The 20,345-nt window shown below is 63.6% G+C and carries 19 protein-coding genes and 2 tRNA genes; 7 read left to right on the forward strand and 14 right to left on the reverse strand.

Annotated features, from left to right (window positions below; translation table 11 throughout):
• Positions 1-254 precede the first annotated feature (254 nt).
• From ACP92_RS15795 to ACP92_RS15805, 3 genes are all read right to left on the reverse strand, one after another.
• Positions 255-330 (reverse strand) — tRNA-Asn (locus ACP92_RS15795).
• A 180-nt stretch (positions 331-510) separates the two neighbouring features.
• Positions 511-586 (reverse strand) — tRNA-Asn (locus ACP92_RS15800).
• Positions 587-714: 128 nt separating this feature from the next.
• On the reverse strand, positions 715-1,932 hold the full coding sequence (locus tag ACP92_RS15805; protein ID WP_013235103.1) for an amino acid aminotransferase: 1,218 nt from the start codon (positions 1,930-1,932) through the stop codon (positions 715-717).
• Positions 1,933-2,354: 422 nt separating this feature from the next.
• On the opposite strand from ACP92_RS15805, the gene uvrB reads away from it, so the two are divergent.
• Positions 2,355-4,436 (forward strand): excinuclease ABC subunit UvrB, encoded by a 2,082-nt coding sequence (gene uvrB / locus ACP92_RS15810; RefSeq protein ID WP_013235104.1) that lies wholly within the window; start codon positions 2,355-2,357, stop codon positions 4,434-4,436.
• Positions 4,437-4,522: 86 nt separating this feature from the next.
• Positions 4,523-5,323: a uracil-DNA glycosylase family protein gene (locus ACP92_RS15815; protein WP_013235105.1), complete on the forward strand. Its 801-nt coding sequence runs from the start codon at positions 4,523-4,525 to the stop codon at positions 5,321-5,323.
• 13 nt (positions 5,324-5,336) lie between these two features.
• Here ACP92_RS15815 and ACP92_RS15820 read toward each other — a convergent pair whose 3' ends face one another.
• On the reverse strand, positions 5,337-7,391 hold the full coding sequence (locus tag ACP92_RS15820) for a methyl-accepting chemotaxis protein (RefSeq protein ID WP_013235106.1): 2,055 nt from the start codon (positions 7,389-7,391) through the stop codon (positions 5,337-5,339).
• A gap of 463 nt (positions 7,392-7,854) precedes the next feature.
• On the reverse strand, positions 7,855-8,109 hold the full coding sequence (locus ACP92_RS15825) for a hypothetical protein (protein ID WP_216665938.1): 255 nt from the start codon (positions 8,107-8,109) through the stop codon (positions 7,855-7,857).
• A 103-nt stretch (positions 8,110-8,212) separates the two neighbouring features.
• Here ACP92_RS15825 and ACP92_RS15830 point away from each other — a divergent pair, with 103 nt between their 5' ends.
• Positions 8,213-9,151: a LysR substrate-binding domain-containing protein gene (locus ACP92_RS15830; protein ID WP_013235108.1), complete on the forward strand. Its 939-nt coding sequence runs from the start codon at positions 8,213-8,215 to the stop codon at positions 9,149-9,151.
• A gap of 237 nt (positions 9,152-9,388) precedes the next feature.
• Here the strand turns inward: ACP92_RS15830 and ACP92_RS15835 are convergent, their stop codons facing one another.
• The 5 genes from ACP92_RS15835 to ACP92_RS25230 all read right to left on the reverse strand — a co-directional run bounded on the left by ACP92_RS15835 (position 9,389) and on the right by ACP92_RS25230 (position 12,608).
• Positions 9,389-9,706, reverse strand: coding sequence for a putative quinol monooxygenase (locus ACP92_RS15835; protein ID WP_013235109.1), 318 nt, complete (start codon positions 9,704-9,706; stop codon positions 9,389-9,391).
• Between the two features lie 76 nt (positions 9,707-9,782).
• On the reverse strand, positions 9,783-10,721 hold the full coding sequence (locus ACP92_RS15840; RefSeq protein WP_013235110.1) for a metal ABC transporter substrate-binding protein: 939 nt from the start codon (positions 10,719-10,721) through the stop codon (positions 9,783-9,785).
• 29 nt (positions 10,722-10,750) lie between these two features.
• The gene (locus ACP92_RS15845) at positions 10,751-11,638 is read right to left on the reverse strand and encodes a metal ABC transporter permease (protein ID WP_013235111.1); all 888 of its coding nucleotides are present in this window, start codon (positions 11,636-11,638) and stop codon (positions 10,751-10,753) included.
• Entirely contained in the window at positions 11,635-12,477 is an 843-nt protein-coding gene (locus tag ACP92_RS15850) for a metal ABC transporter ATP-binding protein (RefSeq protein WP_013235112.1), read from the reverse strand. The genes ACP92_RS15845 and ACP92_RS15850 overlap by 4 nt, the downstream gene beginning before the upstream one ends.
• Entirely contained in the window at positions 12,474-12,608 is a 135-nt protein-coding gene (locus ACP92_RS25230; RefSeq protein ID WP_257785537.1) for a hypothetical protein, read from the reverse strand. Before ACP92_RS25230 ends, ACP92_RS15850 begins: the two co-directional genes overlap by 4 nt.
• 255 nt (positions 12,609-12,863) lie before the next feature.
• Between ACP92_RS25230 and ACP92_RS15855 the strand changes: the two genes are divergently transcribed.
• The 4 genes from ACP92_RS15855 to ACP92_RS15870 all read left to right on the forward strand — a co-directional run bounded on the left by ACP92_RS15855 (position 12,864) and on the right by ACP92_RS15870 (position 16,335).
• Positions 12,864-13,445 (forward strand): DUF2796 domain-containing protein, encoded by a 582-nt coding sequence (locus ACP92_RS15855; RefSeq protein ID WP_013235113.1) that lies wholly within the window; start codon positions 12,864-12,866, stop codon positions 13,443-13,445.
• Between the two features lie 101 nt (positions 13,446-13,546).
• The gene (locus ACP92_RS15860; RefSeq protein ID WP_013235114.1) at positions 13,547-14,284 is read left to right on the forward strand and encodes an ABC transporter ATP-binding protein; all 738 of its coding nucleotides are present in this window, start codon (positions 13,547-13,549) and stop codon (positions 14,282-14,284) included.
• A complete protein-coding gene (locus ACP92_RS15865) occupies positions 14,281-15,549 on the forward strand; it encodes an ABC transporter permease (protein WP_013235115.1) in 1,269 nt (422 codons plus the stop codon). The genes ACP92_RS15860 and ACP92_RS15865 overlap by 4 nt, the downstream gene beginning before the upstream one ends.
• 15 nt (positions 15,550-15,564) lie before the next feature.
• Positions 15,565-16,335: a DUF3299 domain-containing protein gene (locus tag ACP92_RS15870; protein ID WP_013235116.1), complete on the forward strand. Its 771-nt coding sequence runs from the start codon at positions 15,565-15,567 to the stop codon at positions 16,333-16,335.
• A 1,114-nt stretch (positions 16,336-17,449) separates the two neighbouring features.
• On the opposite strand, the gene ACP92_RS15875 is transcribed toward ACP92_RS15870, so the two are convergent.
• The 4 genes from ACP92_RS15875 to ACP92_RS15890 all read right to left on the reverse strand — a co-directional run bounded on the left by ACP92_RS15875 (position 17,450) and on the right by ACP92_RS15890 (position 20,069).
• Entirely contained in the window at positions 17,450-18,019 is a 570-nt protein-coding gene (locus tag ACP92_RS15875) for an AAA family ATPase (protein ID WP_013235118.1), read from the reverse strand.
• Entirely contained in the window at positions 18,019-18,378 is a 360-nt protein-coding gene (locus ACP92_RS15880; RefSeq protein ID WP_013235119.1) for a VOC family protein, read from the reverse strand. Before ACP92_RS15880 ends, ACP92_RS15875 begins: the two co-directional genes overlap by 1 nt.
• A gap of 301 nt (positions 18,379-18,679) precedes the next feature.
• Positions 18,680-19,348, reverse strand: coding sequence for a DUF2026 domain-containing protein (locus tag ACP92_RS15885; protein WP_013235121.1), 669 nt, complete (start codon positions 19,346-19,348; stop codon positions 18,680-18,682).
• A gap of 376 nt (positions 19,349-19,724) precedes the next feature.
• Positions 19,725-20,069: a hypothetical protein gene (locus tag ACP92_RS15890; protein ID WP_041310986.1), complete on the reverse strand. Its 345-nt coding sequence runs from the start codon at positions 20,067-20,069 to the stop codon at positions 19,725-19,727.
• Positions 20,070-20,345 lie beyond the last annotated feature (276 nt).

Genomic DNA, 20,345 nt, shown 5'->3' on the forward strand with positions numbered 1-20,345 from the left:
CGGGGGATGCCGATTCTAGCAGCGTTTTTGTCTGCTTTTCGCTAGAAGACCCGGTACACCGTTCAACCTGAGCAGGCCCTTTCAGGGCAGTATCGAAGCCTGCCCTGAGCCTGTCGAAGGGGCGTGACGCCGGTGAACCTTCGATACGCGGCTGCGCCGCTACTCAGGACGAACGGGAGTCGATGCTCAGTGTTGACATGGCATGACGCAAAAACAAAAAAGCCCCGCAAGAAACTTGCGAGGCTTTCGTATTCTGGCTCCCCGACCTGGACTCGAACCAGGGACCTGCGGATTAACAGTCCGTCGCTCTACCGACTGAGCTATCAGGGATCAATTGAGGGCGCGATTATGAACGATTTTTTTCCGAATTACCAGAGAGGAAAACGAAAATTTTTTACATCGTTCTGCATCGTGGCGGCATAGCCCTGCCGCCCTTGCGCGAGACCCAAACTACCAGCCTCACACTAATTGAAAAGGCCCCGCAATTGCTTGCGAGGCCTTCGCATTCTTTGGCTCCCCGACCTGGACTCGAACCAGGGACCTGCGGATTAACAGTCCGTCGCTCTACCGACTGAGCTATCAGGGAACAGCTGAGAAAAAGATTATGACGTGGTTTTTATTTCATGTCAAAACTTTTTTCAGGGAAAGGCGCATTTTTTCATAGGAGAAAACGCCCTGCGCGACCCCATCCGAAGACGGGGCCGTACCTGCCAATTACAGCACCTTGGCAATAGCGTCGACCACCACGTCGATGTTCTTGGTGTTCAATGCCGCGACGCAGATGCGACCGGTATCGACGGCATAGATCGAGAACTCGTTGCGCAGGCGGTCCACCTGGGCCTTGGTCAGGCCGGAATAGGAGAACATGCCGCGTTGCTTGATGACGAAGTCGAAGTCATGACCGGGGGCCTTTTCCTTCAGCTTGGCCACCAGCAGCTGGCGCATTTCGCGGATGCGCACGCGCATCTCGGCCAGTTCGTCTTCCCACAGCTTGCGCAGTTCCGGCGACGCCAGGGCGGTCGCGACCACCTGGCCACCGTGGATCGGCGGGTTGGAGTAGTTGGTGCGGACCACGCGCTTCAATTGCGACAGCACGCGGGCAGCCTCTTCGGCGCTGGCCGCAGCAATCGACAGCGCGCCCACGCGTTCGCCATACAGCGAGAACGACTTGGAGAAGGAGTTCGACACGAACAGCGGGCCGCCGGCTTCGGCGAAGCGGCGCACCACCTGGCCGTCTTCGGCGATACCGTCGCCAAAGCCCTGGTAGGCCATGTCGAGGAAGGGAACCAGGCCGCGCGAGGTCACCACCTCGATGACCTGGGTCCACTGGTCGTCGGTCAGGTCCGCGCCGGTCGGGTTGTGGCAGCAGGCGTGCAGCAGCACGACGGAGCCGGACTTCATGGTCTTCAGGGCATCGAGCATGCCGGCGAAGTTCACGCCGCGGGTGGCGGGATCATAGTAGGGATAGGCGTTGACCTTGAAGCCGGCCATTTCGAACAGGGCGCGGTGGTTTTCCCAGCTCGGGTCGCTGATCCAGACTTCGGTGCCAGCCGGCGAGAAGTGCTTCAGGAAGTCAGCACCCAGCTTCAGGGCGCCAGTGCCGCCCAGGGCTTGCACGGTGATGGCGCGCTTTTCGGTCACCACGGCGCTGCCGGCGCCGAACACCAGCTCCTGCACGGCGCGGTCATAGGTGGCCAGGCCGTCGATGGGCAGGTAGGTACGCGGGGCCAGCTTGGCCGCCAGTTCCGCCTCGGCTTTCTTCACGCATTCCAGCAGGGGGACCTTGCCGTTGTCGTCGTAGTACACGCCCACGCCCAGATTGGTCTTGGCCGGGTTCTGGTCGGCGTTGTAGGCTTCGGTCACGCCCAGGATAGGGTCGCGCGGCGCCATTTCGATGGCGGAAAACAGGGAGGCGGAGACAGGTGCGTTCATCGTGATAACATGAAAAGTTAGCTGCAACAAAGCGCTGCAGAAGGAAATGGATGCAGGCCCACAATGGCCGGACATGCAGCTTTTTGCAACACTGCATTCTAACAAATGTGGACGGCCAATCACAGACACAGACAGGCCCAATTGCCTGCCGAATCTGCATGGGACCATGTCCAATCGACATAACCCGCCCCGCGCCAGACCGCCCTCCCCTCAGGATGAGCTGGCCGCTGACGCTGGTTTGCGTCCCGTTCTACAATGCGCGGGCCCGTCGATTGCGTCTTGAACTTCCACATCCAGGCAGCATTTGATGAATATTCACGCTACCACCTTGCCTGCGCGCAATGCCCCGATCCCGGGCCTTGCCGCTTTCCATGCACCGTGGCGGCCCACCCGGCAAATCCGCGACAAAGGCAATCCAGACCATGGCTGAACTGACCCCCATCAATACCGAGCTGGACGAGAGCAAGTTCGTCACCTTCCCCGACTCCCCCTTCAAGCTCTACCAGGTGTTCCCGCCGGCGGGCGACCAGCCGGCGGCCATCGACAAGCTGGTCGAGGGGGTCAACGACGGCCTGTTCTATCAGACCCTGCTGGGCGTGACCGGCTCGGGCAAGACCTACACCATGGCCAACACGATTGCCCGCCTGGGCCGCCCGGCCATCGTGTTCGCCCCCAACAAGACGCTGGCGGCGCAGCTCTACAGCGAGTTCCGCGAGTTCTTCCCGCACAATGCAGTGGAGTACTTCGTCAGCTACTACGACTACTACCAGCCCGAAGCCTACGTCCCGCAGCGCGACCTGTTCATCGAGAAGGATTCCTCGATCAACGAACATATCGAACAGATGCGCCTGTCCTGCACCAAGTCGCTGATGGAGCGGCGCGACGTGGTGATCGTGGCGACCGTCTCGGCCATCTACGGTATCGGTAACCCCAACGAATACCACCAGATGATCCTGACCCTGCGCGCCAAGGACAAGGTCTCGCAGCGCGACGTCATCGCCCGCCTGATCCAGATGCAGTACACCCGCAACGAAGTGGACTTCGGGCGCGGCACCTTCCGCGTGCGCGGCGACACCATCGACGTATTCCCGGCCGAACACGCCGAGCTGGCCGTGCGCATCGAGACCTTCGACGACGAGATCGACAGCCTGCAGTTGTTCGATCCGCTCACCGGCCGCGTGCGCCAGAAGATCCCGCGCTTCACCATCTATCCCGGTTCGCACTACGTCACGCCACGCTCGACCGTGCTGCGCGCCATCGAAACCATCAAGGAAGAGCTGGCCGAACGCCTGGAATTCTTCCGCAAGGAAAACAAGCTCATCGAAGAACAGCGGCTGGAGCAGCGCACCCGCTTCGACATCGAGATGATGACCGAGATCGGCTTCACCAAGGGCATCGAGAACTACTCGCGCCACCTCTCCGGCGCCAAGCCGGGCGATCCACCGCCCACGCTGGTGGATTACCTGCCCAAGGATGCGATCATGTTCCTGGACGAATCGCACGTCCTGATCGGCCAGTTGAACGGCATGTACAACGGCGACCGCGCGCGCAAGGTGAACCTGGTGGACTATGGCTTCCGGCTGCCCTCGGCGCTGGACAACCGGCCCCTGAAGTTCGACGAATTCGAAAAGAAGATGCGCCAGACCATCTTCGTCTCGGCCACCCCGGCCGACTATGAGAACACCCATGCCGACCAGGTGGTGGAACAGGTGGTGCGCCCGACCGGCCTGGTCGACCCCATCATCGCGGTGCGCCCGGCCACCACCCAGGTGGACGACCTGATGCAGGAGATCAACGACCGCATCGCCAAGGACGAACGCGTGCTGGTGACCACCCTGACCAAGCGCATGGCCGAGCAGCTGACCGAGTTCCTCTCCGACAACGGCATCAAGGTGCGCTACCTGCACAGCGACATCGATACCGTGGAACGCGTGGAAATCATCCGCGACCTGCGCCTGGGCACCTTCGACGTGGTGGTCGGCATCAACCTGCTGCGCGAAGGCCTGGACATTCCCGAAGTCTCGCTGGTGGCGATCCTGGATGCGGACAAGGAAGGCTTCCTGCGTTCCGAACGCAGCCTGATCCAGACCATCGGCCGCGCCGCCCGTAACCTCAACGGCATGGCCATCCTCTATGGCGACGTGGTGACCGATTCCATGCACAAGGCCATCGGCGAAACCGAGCGCCGCCGCGCCAAGCAGTTGGCCTTCAACGCAGCCAATGGCATCGTGCCGACCGGCATCAAGAAGGAAATCCGCGAGCTGATCGACGGCGTCTTCAACCCGGCCCAGGCGCGCACGGAATTGCTGGTGGCCGAAGAGAAGAAGAACTACGAATCCATGAGCGAGAAGCAGATCAGCAAGGAGATCAAGCGCCTGGAAAAGCAGATGCAGGAACACGCCAAGAACCTGGAGTTCGAAAAGGCCGCGGCTGCGCGCGACCAGTTGCATCTGCTCAAGCAGCAATTGTTCGGCGCTCCCGGCAGCGATACCGCCGTGGCCTGATGCAAACGGAAAGGCGGGAGCGCAAGGGCGCGGGGGCGGTATACAATGCCGCCACCTCGTCGACATGAGCACTTGCCTTTCCACCCATGCCCGCCCCTTCTGCCTCCCTGCCCGCCGCGCTGGCGGACCTGATCCCGACCGCCCATCCCTCCTGGCACGCCGCCCTGCGCGCCGGGCTGCAAGCCATCGCCCAGGCTGACCCCGTCTACCTGGACGTGCTTGCCACAGATCATTACCTGCCCACCGAAGGCCGCCTCTTCGCCGCCTTCCAGCAACCCATGGACCGCGTGCGTTACGTGCTGGTGGGCGAAGGCCCCTACCCGCGCGCGGCCAGCGCCACCGGGGTGTGCTTCATGGATGGGGCGGTCGGTTCGCTATGGTCGGAAAAGGGACTGTCCAAGCAGGTCAATCGCGCCACCTCGCTGCGCAATTTCATGAAGATGCTGCTGGTGGCCGATGGCCGCGTGCAGGCTGGACAGACCAGCGGCGATGCACTGGCGGACGTCGCCGCCCAGGCGCAGGCCGATGTGGCCGGCACCATCCAGACGCTGGCCGACCTGCAGGACAACCTGACCGCGCAAGGCTTCCTGCTGCTCAACGCCAGCCTGGTGTTCCGCACCCATGTCGCCCCGGTCAAGGACGCCAAGGCCTGGAAGCCCTTCTTCGAGACCGTGCTGCGGGCACTGGCCGAGCATGGCGCCAGCCAGGGCAAGACGCTGCCCACGCTGGTCCTCTGGGGCAAGATCGCCGAGCAGCTAGACAGTCTCCCGCTGGTGCAGGCCTTCCCGCGCGCGGTGGCCGAGCACCCCTACAACCTGAGCTTCATCGAGCACAGCGGGATGCAGGCGCTGTTCGGCGCCATGCATCTGCTGGACAAGCGCCACTGAGGCCACAAGAGGTTTAGAACTCTTCCCAGTCGTCACCGCCGCTGCTCTTGGGAGCCGCCTTGCCGGGCGCCTTGGGTGCTGCTGGCGGTTTGGCGGCCAGCGCCGGGGCGGATGCCGGCGCCGGGGCGGCAGCAGCTTGGGCCGCCAGGACCGGCTTGGCGGCTGGCTTGGCCTTCAGGGCGGCTGGCTTGGGCGTGACATTGACCGCCGCGCTGCGTGCCTGCGGCGCTGCCGGGGCTGCCGCAGGGGCCGGCGGCGGGCTCATGGGGTGCGCCGCGCCGCTCTCGTCGAGCTTGAATCCCGCCACGACCGCAGCCAGATGCGCGGCCTGCTCCTGCAGCGACTTGGCCGCTGCCGCCGCCTGCTCCACCAGCGCGGCGTTCTGCTGCGTGGCTTCATCCATCTGGTTCACCGCATTGCCCACCTCGGTGATGCCGGAACTCTGTTCCTGGCTCGCTGCGCTGATCTCGCCGACGATGTCGGTCACCCGGCGCACGCTGGAGACCACCTCTTCCATGGTCGATCCGGCCTGGGCCACCAGCTGGCTGCCGGTCTCGACCTTCTGCACCGAGTCGTCGATGAGACCCTTGATCTCCTTGGCGGCGGTGGCCGAACGCTGGGCCAGCGAGCGCACTTCTGATGCCACCACGGCGAATCCGCGCCCCTGCTCGCCGGCGCGGGCCGCTTCCACCGCCGCATTCAAGGCCAGGATATTGGTCTGGAAGGCGATGCCATCGATGACGCTGATGATGTCGACGATCTTGCGCGAGGATTCATTGATGGAGCTCATCGTCGCTACCACCTGCCCCACCACCTGTCCGCCATGCACGGCCACGTCCGAGGCCGACACCGCCAGTTGGTTGGCCTGGCGGGCATTGTCGGCATTCTGCTTCACGGTCGAGGTCAGTTCTTCCATGGCCGAGGCGGTTTCTTCAAGGGAGCCAGCCTGCTGTTCGGTACGGGCCGAGAGGTCCATGTTGCCGCTGGCGATCTCGCTGGAGGACACCTTCACCGATTCGGAAGCGCGGCGGATATCCAGCAGGGTGCGCGAGATCTTGTCGGCAAAATGATTGAAGGCACGCGAAATCTGCGCCAGTTCATCCTTGCCGCTGGTATCGAGGCGGCGCGTGAGGTCGCCATCGCCCGAGGCGATCTCTTCCATGGCATTGCGCACCACGCCCAGGCGGCGCAGCAGACGGGTGATGGTATAGCTCAGCAGGATGGCCGAGGCCACGATGGCCAGCACGGCCAGCACTGTCGAGAGGGTCATCAGTGCGCCGATGGCGTGGGTGGCTTCGCGGTAATCCAGCGCCACCACCAGCGACCAGTCGGTGTTGGCGATGGGCTGGGTGAAGAGCAGGTAGCGAATGCCGCCGATGGTGGCGCTACCGCCCTGCTTCATGCCCGCCAGCGATTGTGCCGACAGGGTCTGGTCGAGCGAAGAAACCGGCTTCAAGGCCAATTCCTTGTTGGGGTGGGTGATGATGACGCCATCCTTGCCGACGATGAAGGCAAAGCTCGACGGCGTGGGCTTGATGCCGGCCACGGTGCGCACCACGTTGTCGAGCTGCACGTCCGAGCCCAGCACGGCCTGCAGGTTGGACTTGTCGCCCACCGGTTCGGCAAAGGTGACCACCAGCTTGCCGGTGGTCGCGTCCACGTAGGGTGCGGTCAGCACGGGCTTGCCCGCCTCGACGGCCTGCTTGTACCAGGGCCGGGCAGTGGGGTCGTAGCCGGCTGGCATGGGATGCAGGGCCAGCATGCGCTTGTCCGGATAGCCGATGTAGGCGTCATCGAAGGAGCCGGCCTCCTGAGCGGCGGCCACGATGGGCAGCACATCGCTCTGCTTGAGGGCCTGCTTCATGGCGCCCGTGACGACGCGCTTGCTGCGCACCCATTCGCTGATGTTGGCCGCGTGGCTTTCGGTGAGTTGCTGGGTCTGGCTGGAAATGGCTTCCAGCGTATCGCTGCGGACCGTGAAGATATTGGCCGCGCTGAGGATGATCATGGCCAGGGCCACGATCAGGACGCAAATGAAAATCAGGCGCGCGCGCAGTGATGACAACATGATGAACTCCCCTTAGTAGATACTGGCCTGAACGGCCGACCCCATGAATACTTCCCCGGAGAACAATATAACAGCGTCAGATGTCGTCAGAATGTCATTTTTATCAGACAGCAGGAAGGCCATGCGAGGTGACGGAAGGCCGGGCCGTAAACGACAAATCCCCGCAAGGGCGGGGATGGGGAGCCGGGAATCCGGCGCCGGATCGTCAGGCGGATCGACGGCGCGCTTTCGGCAGGTGCTACAGGAACTACAGGGACTACAGCTATGGCTGGCGCTGCCAGTGACGCTGGTGATGCTGAAGCGGCCAGAGCAGATGATGCGGTTGGCTGCGGCTTATTACCGCCTGCGGTTCCGACGATACGGAACCGGTCTCGTCATTGTTTTCCATCAGGCGCATCGGCCTGGACTTGCAATCAGGCTTGCCAATCAGGCTCGCCAATCGGGCTCGCCAATGAGGCTCGCTTCAGATCTGCGACTGCAGCTTCCAGACGGCGTGCAGGTGGCTGTTTTCCAGCTGGCGCAGACGGTTTTCCATCTCGACGTGGTCGGTCACATCGGCGAAATAGGCGGCATCCTGCAGGTCGGTCGCGTCATTGCGGACCGGCTTCAAGGCGTGGGCGGCGATGACTTGCTGCACGGCAAACTTCACCAGCTCGACCAGCGAGCGCAAATTGTTAGAAAAACCGGCATCTTTTACCAATATACTCACGGAGTTCATGATCACTTCTTTCTGTTTGACGTTTCGGTGATTGAAGAATAAGGGCGGCCCAGCCTTTTGCAAAGCAACATTTTCCGACACCAATATAAGTTTTTCTTACATCATGCCTTCTTCCCTGCCCCCGCTCAAAGCGCTCAAGGTATTCGAAGCGGCCGTACGCACGCGCAGTCTGACGCTGGCGGCACATGAACTTTTCATCACCCATAGCGCCGTCAGCCAGCAGATCAAGTCACTGGAAGAGTATTTCGAACAACCGTTGTTTTTACGTCAATCGCGTGGCGTGGAACCCACAGAGGCGGCCCTGAGCTTCTATGCCGAGGTCAAGGCCAGCCTGGACCGCATTGCCCTGGCCGCCGAGCAGCTTGCGCTGGCGGGCAAGAGCCGCGTGGTGCGCCTGATCGCCGCGCCTTCGGTGGCGATGCGCTGGCTGATCCCGCGCCTGTCGCAGTTCCAGATCGACAACCCGCGCATCGAGGTGCGGGTGACGACGACCATGTCGGAGTATTTCGAGGATGTGAAGGATCCCTTCGACGTCATCATCTGGCGCAGCCCGCTGGAGCGCAGCGGATATGAATGCATGCGCTTCCTCGATGACGTCTCGGTGCCGCTGGCCTCGCCGCACTTCCTGGAGACCCACCCGATCCGGGTGCCGCGCGACTTCGTGGAGGTGCCGCTGATCCACCTTTCCAGCCGTTCAGCGGCCTGGTCGCAATGGCTGAGCAAGGCCGGCGTAGCGGTGCGGCGCAAGATGCCCGGGACGGTGTATGAACATTCCTTCTTGAGCCTGCAAGCCGCGGCGACCGATCAGGGCGTGGGCATGGGCACGCTGGCGCTGGTGGATGACGACCTGGCCGCCGGCCGGCTGGTGCGGCTGTTTCCCGAGATCGTGCTGCATGGAGAGGGATACCACATGCTGTGCCGCAGCGGCGCCGAGACCAATCCGGCGCTCAAGACCTTCATCACCTGGTTGAAGCAGATGGGACAGGCCTCGTCGTTCGATCCGCAGCGGACCTGGCCGGCTGACTTTCCTGGCGAGTACTAGAGCCAGCTTCCCTTGGCATTTCAAAATCAGACGGCCACCGTTCGACCTGAGTAGGCCCCGTCGGGGCCGTATCGAAGACGCGCACACCTGGCGCCAGGCGCCGGAGGGCCTTCGATACGCGGCTGCGCCGCTACTCAGGGCGAACGGTAGCCAGATGCGCGCCCCATGTCCAAGCTGCAGCCACGGGCTGGGTGTCTTGCTCGCAAACGAAGTCGCGCAAGACAGCCTGAAACCGCCTCAGTCAGCCGACTTCAGCACATGCACCTTGCGATCGGCGATCAGGTCCTTGGACTTCTCGCGGTAGTCGGTCATGTGCGGCAGGGTGAAGTGCAGGCGCAGTGCTTCTTCGTCCTTCCACTTCTCGACGAAGGCAAAGGTATCCGGCCCCATGGGCGCCTGGTTGGGACCGAAACCATCGACATCCACGACCAGGCCGTATTCGATGCAGCCAGCTTCGGCGCGCACTGCGGCCAGGTTGGCGCGGGCGATCGCCAGCAATTCTTCACGCTTGCCCGGCTTGGCGGTGATGATGGCGACGACGGTGATGGTGCTCATGCGGGTCTTCTCCTAGGTTGGGTCAGCGCCGCCGGGGCGGCGGCGCGGGCCACAAGCATACGCGATTTGACCGCACTCAGTTCAGGCGGATCTTTTCCAGCAATTGCGTGATGTTGTAGCGCATCAGGCTCAGGTAGTCCGGGGCCGGGCCATCGGCCTTGGACAAGGCATCGGCGTAGAGCTTGCCGCCCGGCGCCGTGCCGGCTTCGCGGGCGATCTGTTGCAGCAGCTTGGGGTTGCTCATGTTCTCGAAGAACAGGGCCTTGATCTTTTCAGTGCGGATCTGGCGGATCAGCGCGGCGATCTCGCGGGCGCTGGGTTCGCTGTCGGTGGAGACGCCCTGCGCGGCCAGGAAGCGGACCTGGTAGCGCGCGCCGAAGTATTCGAAAGCGTCATGCGAGGTGATCACCTTGCGCTTGGCGTCGGGAATCTGGGCAAACTGGCGGGCTGCCCAGGCGTCCAGGTCCTGCAGCTTGGCGATGTAGGCGTCGCCATTCTTGCGGTAGACCGCAGCGCCGGCCGGGTCCAGCTTGGCCAGGGCTGTCACGATGTTGCGGGTGTAGACGACCACGTTCTGCGGGTCCTGCCAGGCGTGCGGGTCATCCTTGCCGTGATGCTCATGGGCGGCGGCGTGGTCATGGCCATGCTCGTCCTCATCCTCGCCCACGCGCTCGCGCGCCTTGATACCGGCCGAGGCCACCACGATGGGACCGCGATAGTTGGCCGACTGCGCCAAGCGTTCCATCCAGCCTTCGAAGCCCAGGCCGTTGACCACCACCAGGCGGGCGCGCGAGACCGCCTTGATGTCGTCCGGGGCCGGCTGGAAGACGTGCGCATCCTCATCCGGGCCGACCAGGGTGGACACGGCAATGCGGTCACCGCCAACATTGGCGACCACATCGCCCAGGATGCTGAAGCTGGCCAGCACGGGGATGCGTTCAGCGGCCGCGGCCGGCACGTTCACTGCCAGGGCCAGGGCGGCCAGCAGCATGGAAAGGGGACGGTACAGTTTCATGGGGACTCCGGGGAAGGAAGCAAGGAAATTCAGGCCTGCAGGTGCGGCCGGCGCAACAGGCGCGGCAACCAGCCGCGCGGGGCGAACAGTAGCGAGAGCACGTAGAGCGCGCCGGCGCAGACGATGATCACCGGGCCCGACGGCACCGAGGCGTAATAGGAGACCAGCAGCCCGGCATACCCCGCCAGCGCGGCCTGGAGCACGCTGTTGCACAGTTGCGCCGGCAGGCTGTCATGCCACAGGCGCGCCGACACAGCCGGCAACATCATCAGTCCCACGGCCATGAGCGTGCCCAGGGTCTGGAAGGACGCCACCAGGTTCATCACCACCAGCATCAGGAACACCTGCTGGTAGATCGCCCCGCCGCTGCGCCCGCCGCCCACGGCCATGTAGGAAGGGTCGAAGCTCTCCAGCAGCAGTCCGCGATACAGGGCCGCAATGCCCAGCACGCTGGCGCTGGCCACACCGGCGATGAGCACCAGCCCCTCGCTGTCTACGCCCAGCACGTTGCCGAAGAGGATGTGCAAGAGGTCCAGCTGGGTGCCGTGCCGCGAGATCAGGATCACGCCCAGCGCCAGCGCCACCACATAGATGGCGGCCAGGCTGGCGTCTTCCTTGAGTTCGGTATGGCGGCTGATCCAGCCGGCCACTGCCACCACCAGCACCCCGGCGGCAAACCCGCCAATGGACAGCGCCGGCAGCGACAGGCCGAAGAAGATGAAGCCCACCGCCACCCCGGGCAAGACCGCATGGCTCAGCGCCTCGCCGAACAGGCTCATGCGGCGCAGCGTCAGCAGCACACCCAGCGGCGCGCTGCCCAGCGCCAGGGCGAAGGCGGCCACCAGGGCGCGCCGCATGAAGGAAAATTCCTGGAAGGGTTCGACCGCCAACTGGTGCATCAGGGACAACAGGCTCATTGCAAGCCTCCCTTGCCAGCGTGGGCGTGCTCATGGGTGGGCTCATGGGCATGGAGATGAGCATGGACGTGATCATGCGACTGCGACAACGCCAGCACATCGGCTTCGCTGACCTCGCACACGCCGGCCTGCTCGTCCACGGCCTCGGCCATGGCGCGGGCGCGCTGCAGGTTTTCCTCGCACATCACCTCGGCGGTCTGGCCCCACGCCACCACGTGGCGCGCCAGCAGCAGGGTCTGGGGAAAGGCGCGGCGCACCTGGTCATGGTCGTGCAGCACGGCGATGACAGTGCGGCGCTCGGCATGCCAGGCCGAGATGATGCGCAGCAGGTCGCCGGTGGTGCGGGCATCGATGGCGTTGAACGGTTCATCCAGCAGGATCACCTCGGCATCCTGCAACAGGATGCGGGCAAACAGCACGCGCTGGAACTGGCCCACCGACAGGCTGGCCACCGGACGGCCGGAAAAACCGTCCAGCCCCACTGCGGCCAGCGCCTGGCGCGCGCGCGCACACATGGCGGCGTCGATGCCGCCCCAGTTGCCCTTGGCCTGCCAATAGCCCAGCAGCACGCAATCCAGCACCGAGATGGGGAAGCTGCGATCGATCTCGGCCTGCTGGGGCAGGTAGGCGATGCGGCGGGCATCCACGTGGGTCAACACCCGCCCGTCATTGCAGCGGACCAGCCCGAGCATGCTCTTGAGCAGGGTGCTCTTGCCGGCGCCATTGGGCCCGACCACGGCGGTCAGCGAACCGCGCTCGAAAGCGCCGTTGACATGGTGCAGGGCCGGATGGCGGCGGTAGCTGACGGTGAGGTTTTCCAGGGAGATGGCCGCGTTCATGCGCCCTCCCCCAGCGCCCAGGCCACGCCCAGCCACAACACCAGCACCACCGGCAAGACCACCAGTACGCGCTGCCACCATGGGCTGGCGAGCACGCCCTGCTTCAACAGAAAACGAGAAAGAACCGACACGGCGGGAACCTGAAAGAATGGGACATGAGATAGACACAAGGCCAACATGGCCGCCCCGTCATCTGGCGCAAGCGGCGCAGCGCCTGGCTGACACCACAGGCTTACGCAACCCTGTTGCAGAAACGGGGAAAGTGGGCATTATAATGCAACGCTGTTGCAGAATGTAACAAGACTGATTTTTTGTCGCGAGCGGGTTCACAATGCCGCTGAGATATCTTCCCCTTTCCGTCATCAACAAGCATAAGAAAGCCGACCATGCCCCGTATGTCCGCCCTGCCCCTGCTGCTTCTGTCCCTGGCCAGCCTGCCCGCCCTGGCTGCCGATGACGCCCATGACCACCATGGCAACCATCCGGCCCATGTCCACGGCGTGGGCAAGCTGGACGTGGCGCTGGAAGGCAATACCCTGACCCTGCATCTGGACACGCCGCTGGTCAATGTGGTCGGTTTCGAGCATGCCGCCAGCAGCAGCAAGGACAAGGACACCGTGCGCGCCGCCGCCCGTACGCTGCGTGAAGTCAACCGCATCTTTGCCACCGACGCCGCCGCCCAGTGCAAGTCGGCCGAGATCCAGCTGGAATCGGCCGCGCTGTCGCCCGCCCTGCTGGGCGAAAAAGCCGCCGCCAGCGCGCAGGACGCCCCCAAGGACGGCCATGCCGACCTCGACGGCGACTTCACCCTGGTCTGCGCCAGCCCTGGCGCGCTGACGACGCTGGACCTCAACGGCCTGTTCAGCGCCTTCCCCGGCTTCCAGCGCATCGATGTGCAACTGGCCACCCCCAAGAAGCAAGGCGCGCTGCAGCTCACACCCGGCAATGCGCTCATCCCCCTGAACTGACCATGCCTGCTGTCTTGCTGACCTGCTCCCCGTAAGGCCAGCGACAGCCAGCCACGCTAACATCGGTGGTCCGCAGCTCTCACGCCACCTCGCCTGCCGTCATGACTTCGACGCTCTTTTCGCCTCCTCCGGCCGCCATTGATCTGCGCGACCTGCAGTTCACCTGGGCTGGCCAGCCCCACCCTGCCCTGGCGCTGACCAGCCTGCGCATCGCCGCTGGCGAACACGTCTTCATCAGCGGCCCCAGCGGCAGCGGAAAAAGCACGCTGCTAGCCGCCATCGGCGGCATCATCCTGCCCCAGCACGGCAGCGTCGAGGTACTCGGCAAGCGCCTGCACACCTTGCCCGCGCCGCAACGCGACCGCTTCCGGGTGGACCATCTCGGTTTCATCTTCCAGCAGTTCAACCTGTTGCCCTACCTCTCCATCCTCGACAACGTCTTGCTGCCCTGCCAGTTCTCGGCCTATCGCAAGCAGCGCGCGCTACAGCAAGGCGCGAACCTCACCGCCGCCGCCCAGGCCCTGCTGGCGGCGCTGGATCTGGCGCCAAGCCTGTGGCAACGCCCGGTCACCCAGCTCTCCATCGGCCAGCAGCAACGGGTGGCGGCAGCGCGGGCCTTGATCGGACGACCTGAGATCATCGTGGCCGACGAGCCGACTTCGGCGCTCGACAGCGACCGCCAGCAAGCCTTCCTGGAGTTGCTGCGACGGGAATGCGCGCAGAGCGGTGCGGCGCTGGTCTTCGTCAGCCACGACCTGCGCCTGGCGCAAGGCTTCGACCGCCTGGTGGCGCTGGAACAGGTCAATGACGCCGCCCGCCACGCCGGGGAGGCGGCATGAAGATCCTGCTGCGCCTGGCCATGCGAAGCGCCTGGAACCGCCGGTTCACCCTGGGCCTGATGCTGGTCGCCATCGCCCTGTCCACCACCATGCTGCTGGGTATCGAAAGGGTGCGCCATGAGGTGCGCGCCGGCTTTTCGCAATCGGTCTCCGGTACCGATCTGGTGGTGGGGGCGCGCACCAGTCCCATCCAGTTGATGCTCTACGCCATCTTCCGCATCGGCGGCGCCACCAACAACATAGGCTGGGACAGCGCCCAGGCGCTGGCGCGCAACCCCGCCGTGGCCTGGACCATCCCGATCTCGCTGGGCGACTCGCACCGGGGCTTTTCGGTGCTGGCCACCAATGGCGACTACTTCACCCACTTCCGCTACGGCAGCAACCAGCCACTGCGCCTGACCCAGGGCCATCCCATGGCTGGCGTCTTCGACGCCGTGCTGGGCGCCGACGTGGCCGCCAAGCTGCACTACCACCTGGGCGACATCATCATCCTCTCGCATGGCATGGGCGGGATGGGCCTGACCCAGCATGCCGACAAGCCTTTCCGGGTGGTCGGCATCCTGGCGCGCACCGGCACGCCCGTGGATCGCACGGTGCACATCGGGCTGGACGGCATGCAGGCCATCCACCTCGACTGGGAAGGTGGAGCCCCCTTGCCGGGCGTGCATATCCCGGCCGAATTCGTGAAGAAGTTCAACCTCACGCCCACCAGCATCACCGCTGTGCTGGTGGGCCTGAAGAGCCGCGCGCGGGTGTTCGCCCTGCAGCGCGAAATCGCCAGCGGCCAGGGCTACAAGGAACCGCTGATGGCCGTGCTGCCGGGCGTGGCGCTGGACCAGCTATGGGACGTGGTGGGCATCGGCGAGAACGCGCTGCTGGTGGTGTCGGGCATGGTGGTGGTAGTCGGCCTGGCAGGACTGGTGGCCGCCATCCTGGCCAGCCTGGGCGAGCGGCGGCGCGAACTGGCGATCCTGCGCTCGGTGGGCGCGCGTCCGCTGGATGTGCTGCTGCTGCTCTGTATCGAAGGCCTGGGCGTGATGCTGGCCGGCGTGGCCAGCGGCTTGCTCCTGCTCAGCCTGCTGGTGTGGACGCTGGGGCCGCTGCTGGCCGAGCAGTTCGGCATCGCCCTGCAGCCTGCCTGGCCCGCCGCTGGCGAATTACAATTGCTGCTCTGGACCGTGCTGGCCGGGCTGGTGGCCAGCCTGCTGCCGGCGTTGCGGGCCTACCGCCTGAGCCTGTCGGATGGGCTGACCCCGAGAATTTGACGTGGATGTAACGCTATGAAGACTCTTTACTGGATGGGCGGCATCGTCGCCGCCGGCCTGCTGGTAGGCAGCGGTGTGCGCCTGCTGGCCCATTCCGACGCCCAGGCCGCACCGGCCGCCGCCGCGCCGGCTCCGCACGCCGCAGCCCCCGGCGCACCGCTGGCCGGCGCGGTCCCGGCGGTCACCGCGCGCGCCGACGCCGGCAGCACCGTGCCGGGCGTGGCGGCGGCCACCAATGGCCAGTACCAGGTGGGCGACCAGCTCAAGCAAAGCCCGGCAGTGACGGACAAGCCCTACCAGGCCTCCGGCAAGATGGTCAACGGCTACCAGGAAATCGCCTGGGAAGCGCTGATCCCCAAAGACTGGGACCCGATGGCGCCCTTCAAGGGACTCAAGCTGGACCAGTTGACCGACGAAGATCCCCGCGCCGACGCCGCCTTGTGGAAGGCCAAGAAATACTGGAAGGATGCGCCGGTAGACGCCAGCATGGAAGGCAAGCCGGTGCGCCTGCCGGGCTTCGTCGTCTCGCTGGACCGTGAGGGCGAGGCGCTCAAGGAATTCCTGCTGGTGCCCTATTTCGGCGCCTGCATCCACGTACCACCGCCACCGGCCAACCAGATCATCCACGTGCGCAGCGCCAAGGCCGTCAAGAACGTGCGCACCATGGATGCGGTGTGGATCAGCGGGGTGTTGAAGGTGGAGCGCTCCGACTCTTCCATGGGGGCTTCCAGCTACAGCATGAAGGCCGTCAGCGTGGAACCCTATACCGCCCCCGACAACGGCTGAACCGGTTTATCCCCACTTTCACCCCGCCCTCGCTCGGGCGGGCGCGAATCCTCCCCTTATCCACATTTTTCGGGGGCAAGCTTGTGGACAAAGGCTTGACAAGCCGGCCAAGCCATTGATTTCAAAGTCTTTTCCCAATCCGCCACAGCAGCGCGCAAGCGCTGGGCAAACGCACTGCCGCCGACATGATGACGGCACTTATCCCCGATCATGGTCAGGATATCCACATTTTTTGGTAGCAAGCCTGTGGAGAAACGCTGGGTAAGCAGGCCAAGGCATTGATTCAAAAGGAAATTCCATTTCCGCACCTGGGACGGGCAAAAAACAGGCAGGAAGGAACCATGGCCCCTCCTGACATGCGCTGACGAACTATCCACATTTTCTGGTGGCAAGCCTGTGGAGAACGTCTTGACAAGCTCATCAAGACATTGATTTCAAACAACTTTTGATTTCCGCTTCGACCATGGGCAACACCCTGCCAACCACGTGCCGCCGCTGCCGGAAAGGGACAAATGCCGCCTCGACAATGGCCTGATGATCACTATCCACATGTTTTGGTGGCAAGGCTGTGGACAAGCGCTGGACAAGGGAGATAAGCCCTTGATTTCACTGGCGTTTCGCCTTGCGACACTTTAGCGGGCAGGCAAAAGGGTGCGCCGGCCCGGCCAGCGTCCCGGTCCGCTCTGCGGCGGATATCCACATCTTTTGGTGGCAAGCCTGTGGAAAAGCGCTGGAAAAGCCAGCCAAGTACTTGAATAGAAAAGGAAATTGGAAATCTGACACAGACTGGGCAGCGCCAGGAGCAGCGTCCGCTAGCTGCCAACAAGAGAGAGAGATACGCACCCCGCGCCGCGCACCGACCAGGCTTGCGCCAGTCGGGAAGGGAGGACCGCAGCTTCCACCACGTGTGCGTACTGCCGGGTTACAAGGCCACTGGCCGGCGTGGGCGTGAAGAGAACCGGGAAAAAAGGCCTGCGACACGCTCGCATCGCAGGCCAAAACATCTGCAACAGGTTACAGAGGAGACGGGGGGAAGTCTAACGGGGACGTATTACGCGGCCATGACATAAGAAGAAAAATTCACGCCGCCAGGTATTAAGCCATCGGCATCGGCTCAGCGGTCTTGTTCGTCCACGGCTAGCAGAAACGCCCTGGCCTGCCGTGGTTGACGAAATTCGTGCCATTGCAGATGCGCATAATGTGGATCCTCGCGCAGTTGCGAGAACTTGTGGCGGTTCTTCTCAAACGTGGTGTAGGCCCACAGGAGAATGGAATCACGCGACAGAAAGGCCATCCGCAGCGACTCGCGATTACCGTGCGAAAGCCGGGTGCGCAGCAAGCCCCGGCTGACCGTACGCCAAAACACGCGCGAGAACACGGTGGCGCGCCCGTAATTGAGCCAGATCACATCAGTGGCGCGCGACCACAGCAGTTCGCGCACCGCGCTGTAGTTGCCATCAGCAACCCAGCACGGTCCATGGCTGGCCTCTCGTACGGCGCTCTCGAACTGGCTGTGCGGGACCGCCTGCCAGGACTCACCCCAGTAAAATGCATCCAGCTCGATATAGCGCGCACCAAGCTTCGCCGCCAGCGCCTGGGCAAAGGTGGACTTGCCTGCGCCGCTGGTGCCGACGACCAGATAGCGCCGCTTCTTCGCCTCGGGAAGCGGTGGCTGATCCGCCATCACGCTGGATCGGCGCACCACACCGCCAATTCATACCCGTCGGGATCGATGAAGTGGAAGCGCTTGCCGCCTGGGAAGGAGAAGGTCGCGCGGCTGATGCGCGCGCCGGCGGCGAGGAGCTTGTGCTGGATGTCTTCCAGGTCGTCCGCATACAGGATCACCAGCGGACCGCCCGGCCTGACCGGCTCGCCGGTGGTGAAGCCGCCCGTCAGGCGGCCATCCTGGAACTCGGTGTAGGTCGGGCCGTAGTCCACGAAGCGCCAGCCGAATACGGCGCCGTAAAACGCCTTGCTGCGCTCGATGTCGGCCACGTTGAATTCGATGTTGTCGATGCGCAGATGCCTGCCTTGGTCTGTCATTGGCCTGTCCTATATGATGAAAAGAAGCGGCTGGTGCTGCCTCCGGGAGTCATCCTCGGCATAACTTCCGTAGCACATACCGTCTCCTCCCGATGACATCGAAAAATTTCGAGAAATTGCTATCAGAACGGCGCATGTCATGACATCGTCATATCCGCGCACTAAGATCCCAATCCTAGTGCGGTACATGCAACCGATATGCATGATCGTACGGTGTGTTGGACATACGTCCAGCACACCCTCCCTTCGGAGGCGTTCGCCTCACACCTTCCCTGGATGAAATTTCCGCTGCAAGCGCGCCTTACCAGACGCCGTCAATGGCCGTGGGCTGCAGGCTGATGCGCGAGATCTCGCCGTCCGCACCCTGCAATGCCAAGTCATCCGGCATGGCCTTGGGCGGCTTGCGGAACCATTCCTGGCAGAGCTGGGACAGATTGGTCAGGGCCTTCTTGGCCATGAACTGCTGCAGCAGTTCGCGCGTGAGCGCAAGGTCGGGGGCCAGGTAGAAGTCGCCCGGCACGCTCAGGGCCTGCACGCCCGAGCACATGCGCCCCAGATCCTTCTGGAACATGCGGCGCGGCACCGGCAAGGGATGCCCCGCCGAGCTCAGCAATTCCTGGAACAGCGGGGCCATGAAATCGATGGCATAGCCATCGCACTGCACCCAGGCATGGAAGGCGTCCTTGTCGCTGGCCACGCTCTGGCCGTCTTCGGCGAGCGTGCCGAAGGACAAGGCGCCGGCGCGGTCGGGATGGATGAGATAGAAGGCGGCGCCGGCCACCGGGAAGGCGTTGCGCTTGTAGAACTTCTTGAGGATCTGCGCGGCGGTGACGGAAAAGAAGAAACTGGCGGCCGGGATATCCGCTTCCACGCTATGCAGCACGGAATGGATGACGCGGAAGATGCGTTGGTAATCGGCCAGGGGAATCAAAGGGCGCAGGTTCTGCGCGGAGGAATGAGAGGTTTGCATGGCGCAATTTTCTCATGAAAAAGAACGGGCAAGCCGCCTGGCCGCTTCACGGGGCGTCGACTACCCGCTCCCGACACGTGACGCGCGCTTTGGAACAAAAGCGACCTCACGACTTGCCGTTCCACCCTCAAGAGATTTTTACTGCTACTGCCACTGCACTTGCTGCTCTGCTACGGTACTGCACCTGCAACTGCACACTTCTCCTGCACAGACTGCTTCACTGCAAAACTGCAACTTCTACAATTCCTGCCACTACTGCATCATTGCCACTTCTACTGCGTGCTACGGTACAACCCCCTACTTCCTTGTTACTTGCTACCTTCAACTCCCCACTTCCCCACTTCCCCACTTCCCCACTTCCACTTCACTTCCCCTACTACTCCCCACCCAGCTTTCCCCCAGGCATGTCATCCTGCTTGCGGACGCCCTGCATGAAGCAGTTGCAATCCACGTCGTGATACTGTGCGCAATGTTGCAGCGACGGCCGGGTCAGGCCGCTGTCGAACAGCGAGCGGTTTTCGGCATCGACGCTGGCGTACACCAGCGCGGCCTTGGCGGCAACGTGCTTGTCGCGCTGGCCCACCTCATCCAGCGACACTTCCATCTGGCCCCACTCGCGGTCAGTGCGGACGAAGAGGTACATCAGCACGGTGCAGAACACCAGATAACTGATGAACATCAGGGTGATTTCACCCGGGACGGAATCGGTGACGAAATGCATGGCAATACTCCTGGCAAGATCAGCATGAGGGTCTTGCGAGCCTGTCGGGATTTGCCTTCCACCTGGCTTCCGACGCCACAGACCGTGTTTCGATGGTTCCCATCTTAGGCAGTGACGGGCCGCGCGAACATCGGGGAATTCCTGAGCCTGGCGACGCCGTCCAAGTTTGGCAACACCGCGCCAGCTCTGCCTTGGCGGCGCTAACGGATGAATTGCGGTCACATGCTCGAACCCCGCGTGAGCCGTCGGCAAACGAGAAACGAGAAGCAAGAAAAA

Origin of the sequence: Herbaspirillum seropedicae (assembly GCF_001040945.1) — a bacterium.
GTDB classification, from domain to species: Bacteria; Pseudomonadota; Gammaproteobacteria; order Burkholderiales; family Burkholderiaceae_D; genus Herbaspirillum; species Herbaspirillum seropedicae.

What these genes read in the sequence shown, in the direction of transcription:
- ACP92_RS15845 (WP_013235111.1), bottom strand. Translation starts at nt 11,638, where the DNA reads ATGAGCCTGTTGTCCCTGATGCACCAGTTGGCGGTCGAACCCTTCCAG.
- ACP92_RS15880 (WP_013235119.1), bottom strand. Translation starts at nt 18,378, where the DNA reads ATGACAGACCAAGGCAGGCATCTGCGCATCGACAACATCGAATTCAAC.
- ACP92_RS15865 (WP_013235115.1), top strand. Translation starts at nt 14,281, where the DNA reads ATGAAGATCCTGCTGCGCCTGGCCATGCGAAGCGCCTGGAACCGCCGG.
- ACP92_RS15885 (WP_013235121.1), bottom strand. Translation starts at nt 19,348, where the DNA reads ATGCAAACCTCTCATTCCTCCGCGCAGAACCTGCGCCCTTTGATTCCC.
- ACP92_RS15850 (WP_013235112.1), bottom strand. Translation starts at nt 12,477, where the DNA reads ATGAACGCGGCCATCTCCCTGGAAAACCTCACCGTCAGCTACCGCCGC.
- ACP92_RS15840 (WP_013235110.1), bottom strand. Translation starts at nt 10,721, where the DNA reads ATGAAACTGTACCGTCCCCTTTCCATGCTGCTGGCCGCCCTGGCCCTG.
- ACP92_RS15855 (WP_013235113.1), top strand. Translation starts at nt 12,864, where the DNA reads ATGCCCCGTATGTCCGCCCTGCCCCTGCTGCTTCTGTCCCTGGCCAGC.
- uvrB (WP_013235104.1), top strand. Translation starts at nt 2,355, where the DNA reads ATGGCTGAACTGACCCCCATCAATACCGAGCTGGACGAGAGCAAGTTC.
- ACP92_RS15860 (WP_013235114.1), top strand. Translation starts at nt 13,547, where the DNA reads ATGACTTCGACGCTCTTTTCGCCTCCTCCGGCCGCCATTGATCTGCGC.
- ACP92_RS15805 (WP_013235103.1), bottom strand. Translation starts at nt 1,932, where the DNA reads ATGAACGCACCTGTCTCCGCCTCCCTGTTTTCCGCCATCGAAATGGCG.
- ACP92_RS15815 (WP_013235105.1), top strand. Translation starts at nt 4,523, where the DNA reads ATGCCCGCCCCTTCTGCCTCCCTGCCCGCCGCGCTGGCGGACCTGATC.
- ACP92_RS15830 (WP_013235108.1), top strand. Translation starts at nt 8,213, where the DNA reads ATGCCTTCTTCCCTGCCCCCGCTCAAAGCGCTCAAGGTATTCGAAGCG.
- ACP92_RS15820 (WP_013235106.1), bottom strand. Translation starts at nt 7,391, where the DNA reads ATGTTGTCATCACTGCGCGCGCGCCTGATTTTCATTTGCGTCCTGATC.
- ACP92_RS15875 (WP_013235118.1), bottom strand. Translation starts at nt 18,019, where the DNA reads ATGGCGGATCAGCCACCGCTTCCCGAGGCGAAGAAGCGGCGCTATCTG.
- ACP92_RS15835 (WP_013235109.1), bottom strand. Translation starts at nt 9,706, where the DNA reads ATGAGCACCATCACCGTCGTCGCCATCATCACCGCCAAGCCGGGCAAG.
- ACP92_RS15890 (WP_041310986.1), bottom strand. Translation starts at nt 20,069, where the DNA reads ATGCATTTCGTCACCGATTCCGTCCCGGGTGAAATCACCCTGATGTTC.
- ACP92_RS15825 (WP_216665938.1), bottom strand. Translation starts at nt 8,109, where the DNA reads ATGAACTCCGTGAGTATATTGGTAAAAGATGCCGGTTTTTCTAACAAT.
- ACP92_RS15870 (WP_013235116.1), top strand. Translation starts at nt 15,565, where the DNA reads ATGAAGACTCTTTACTGGATGGGCGGCATCGTCGCCGCCGGCCTGCTG.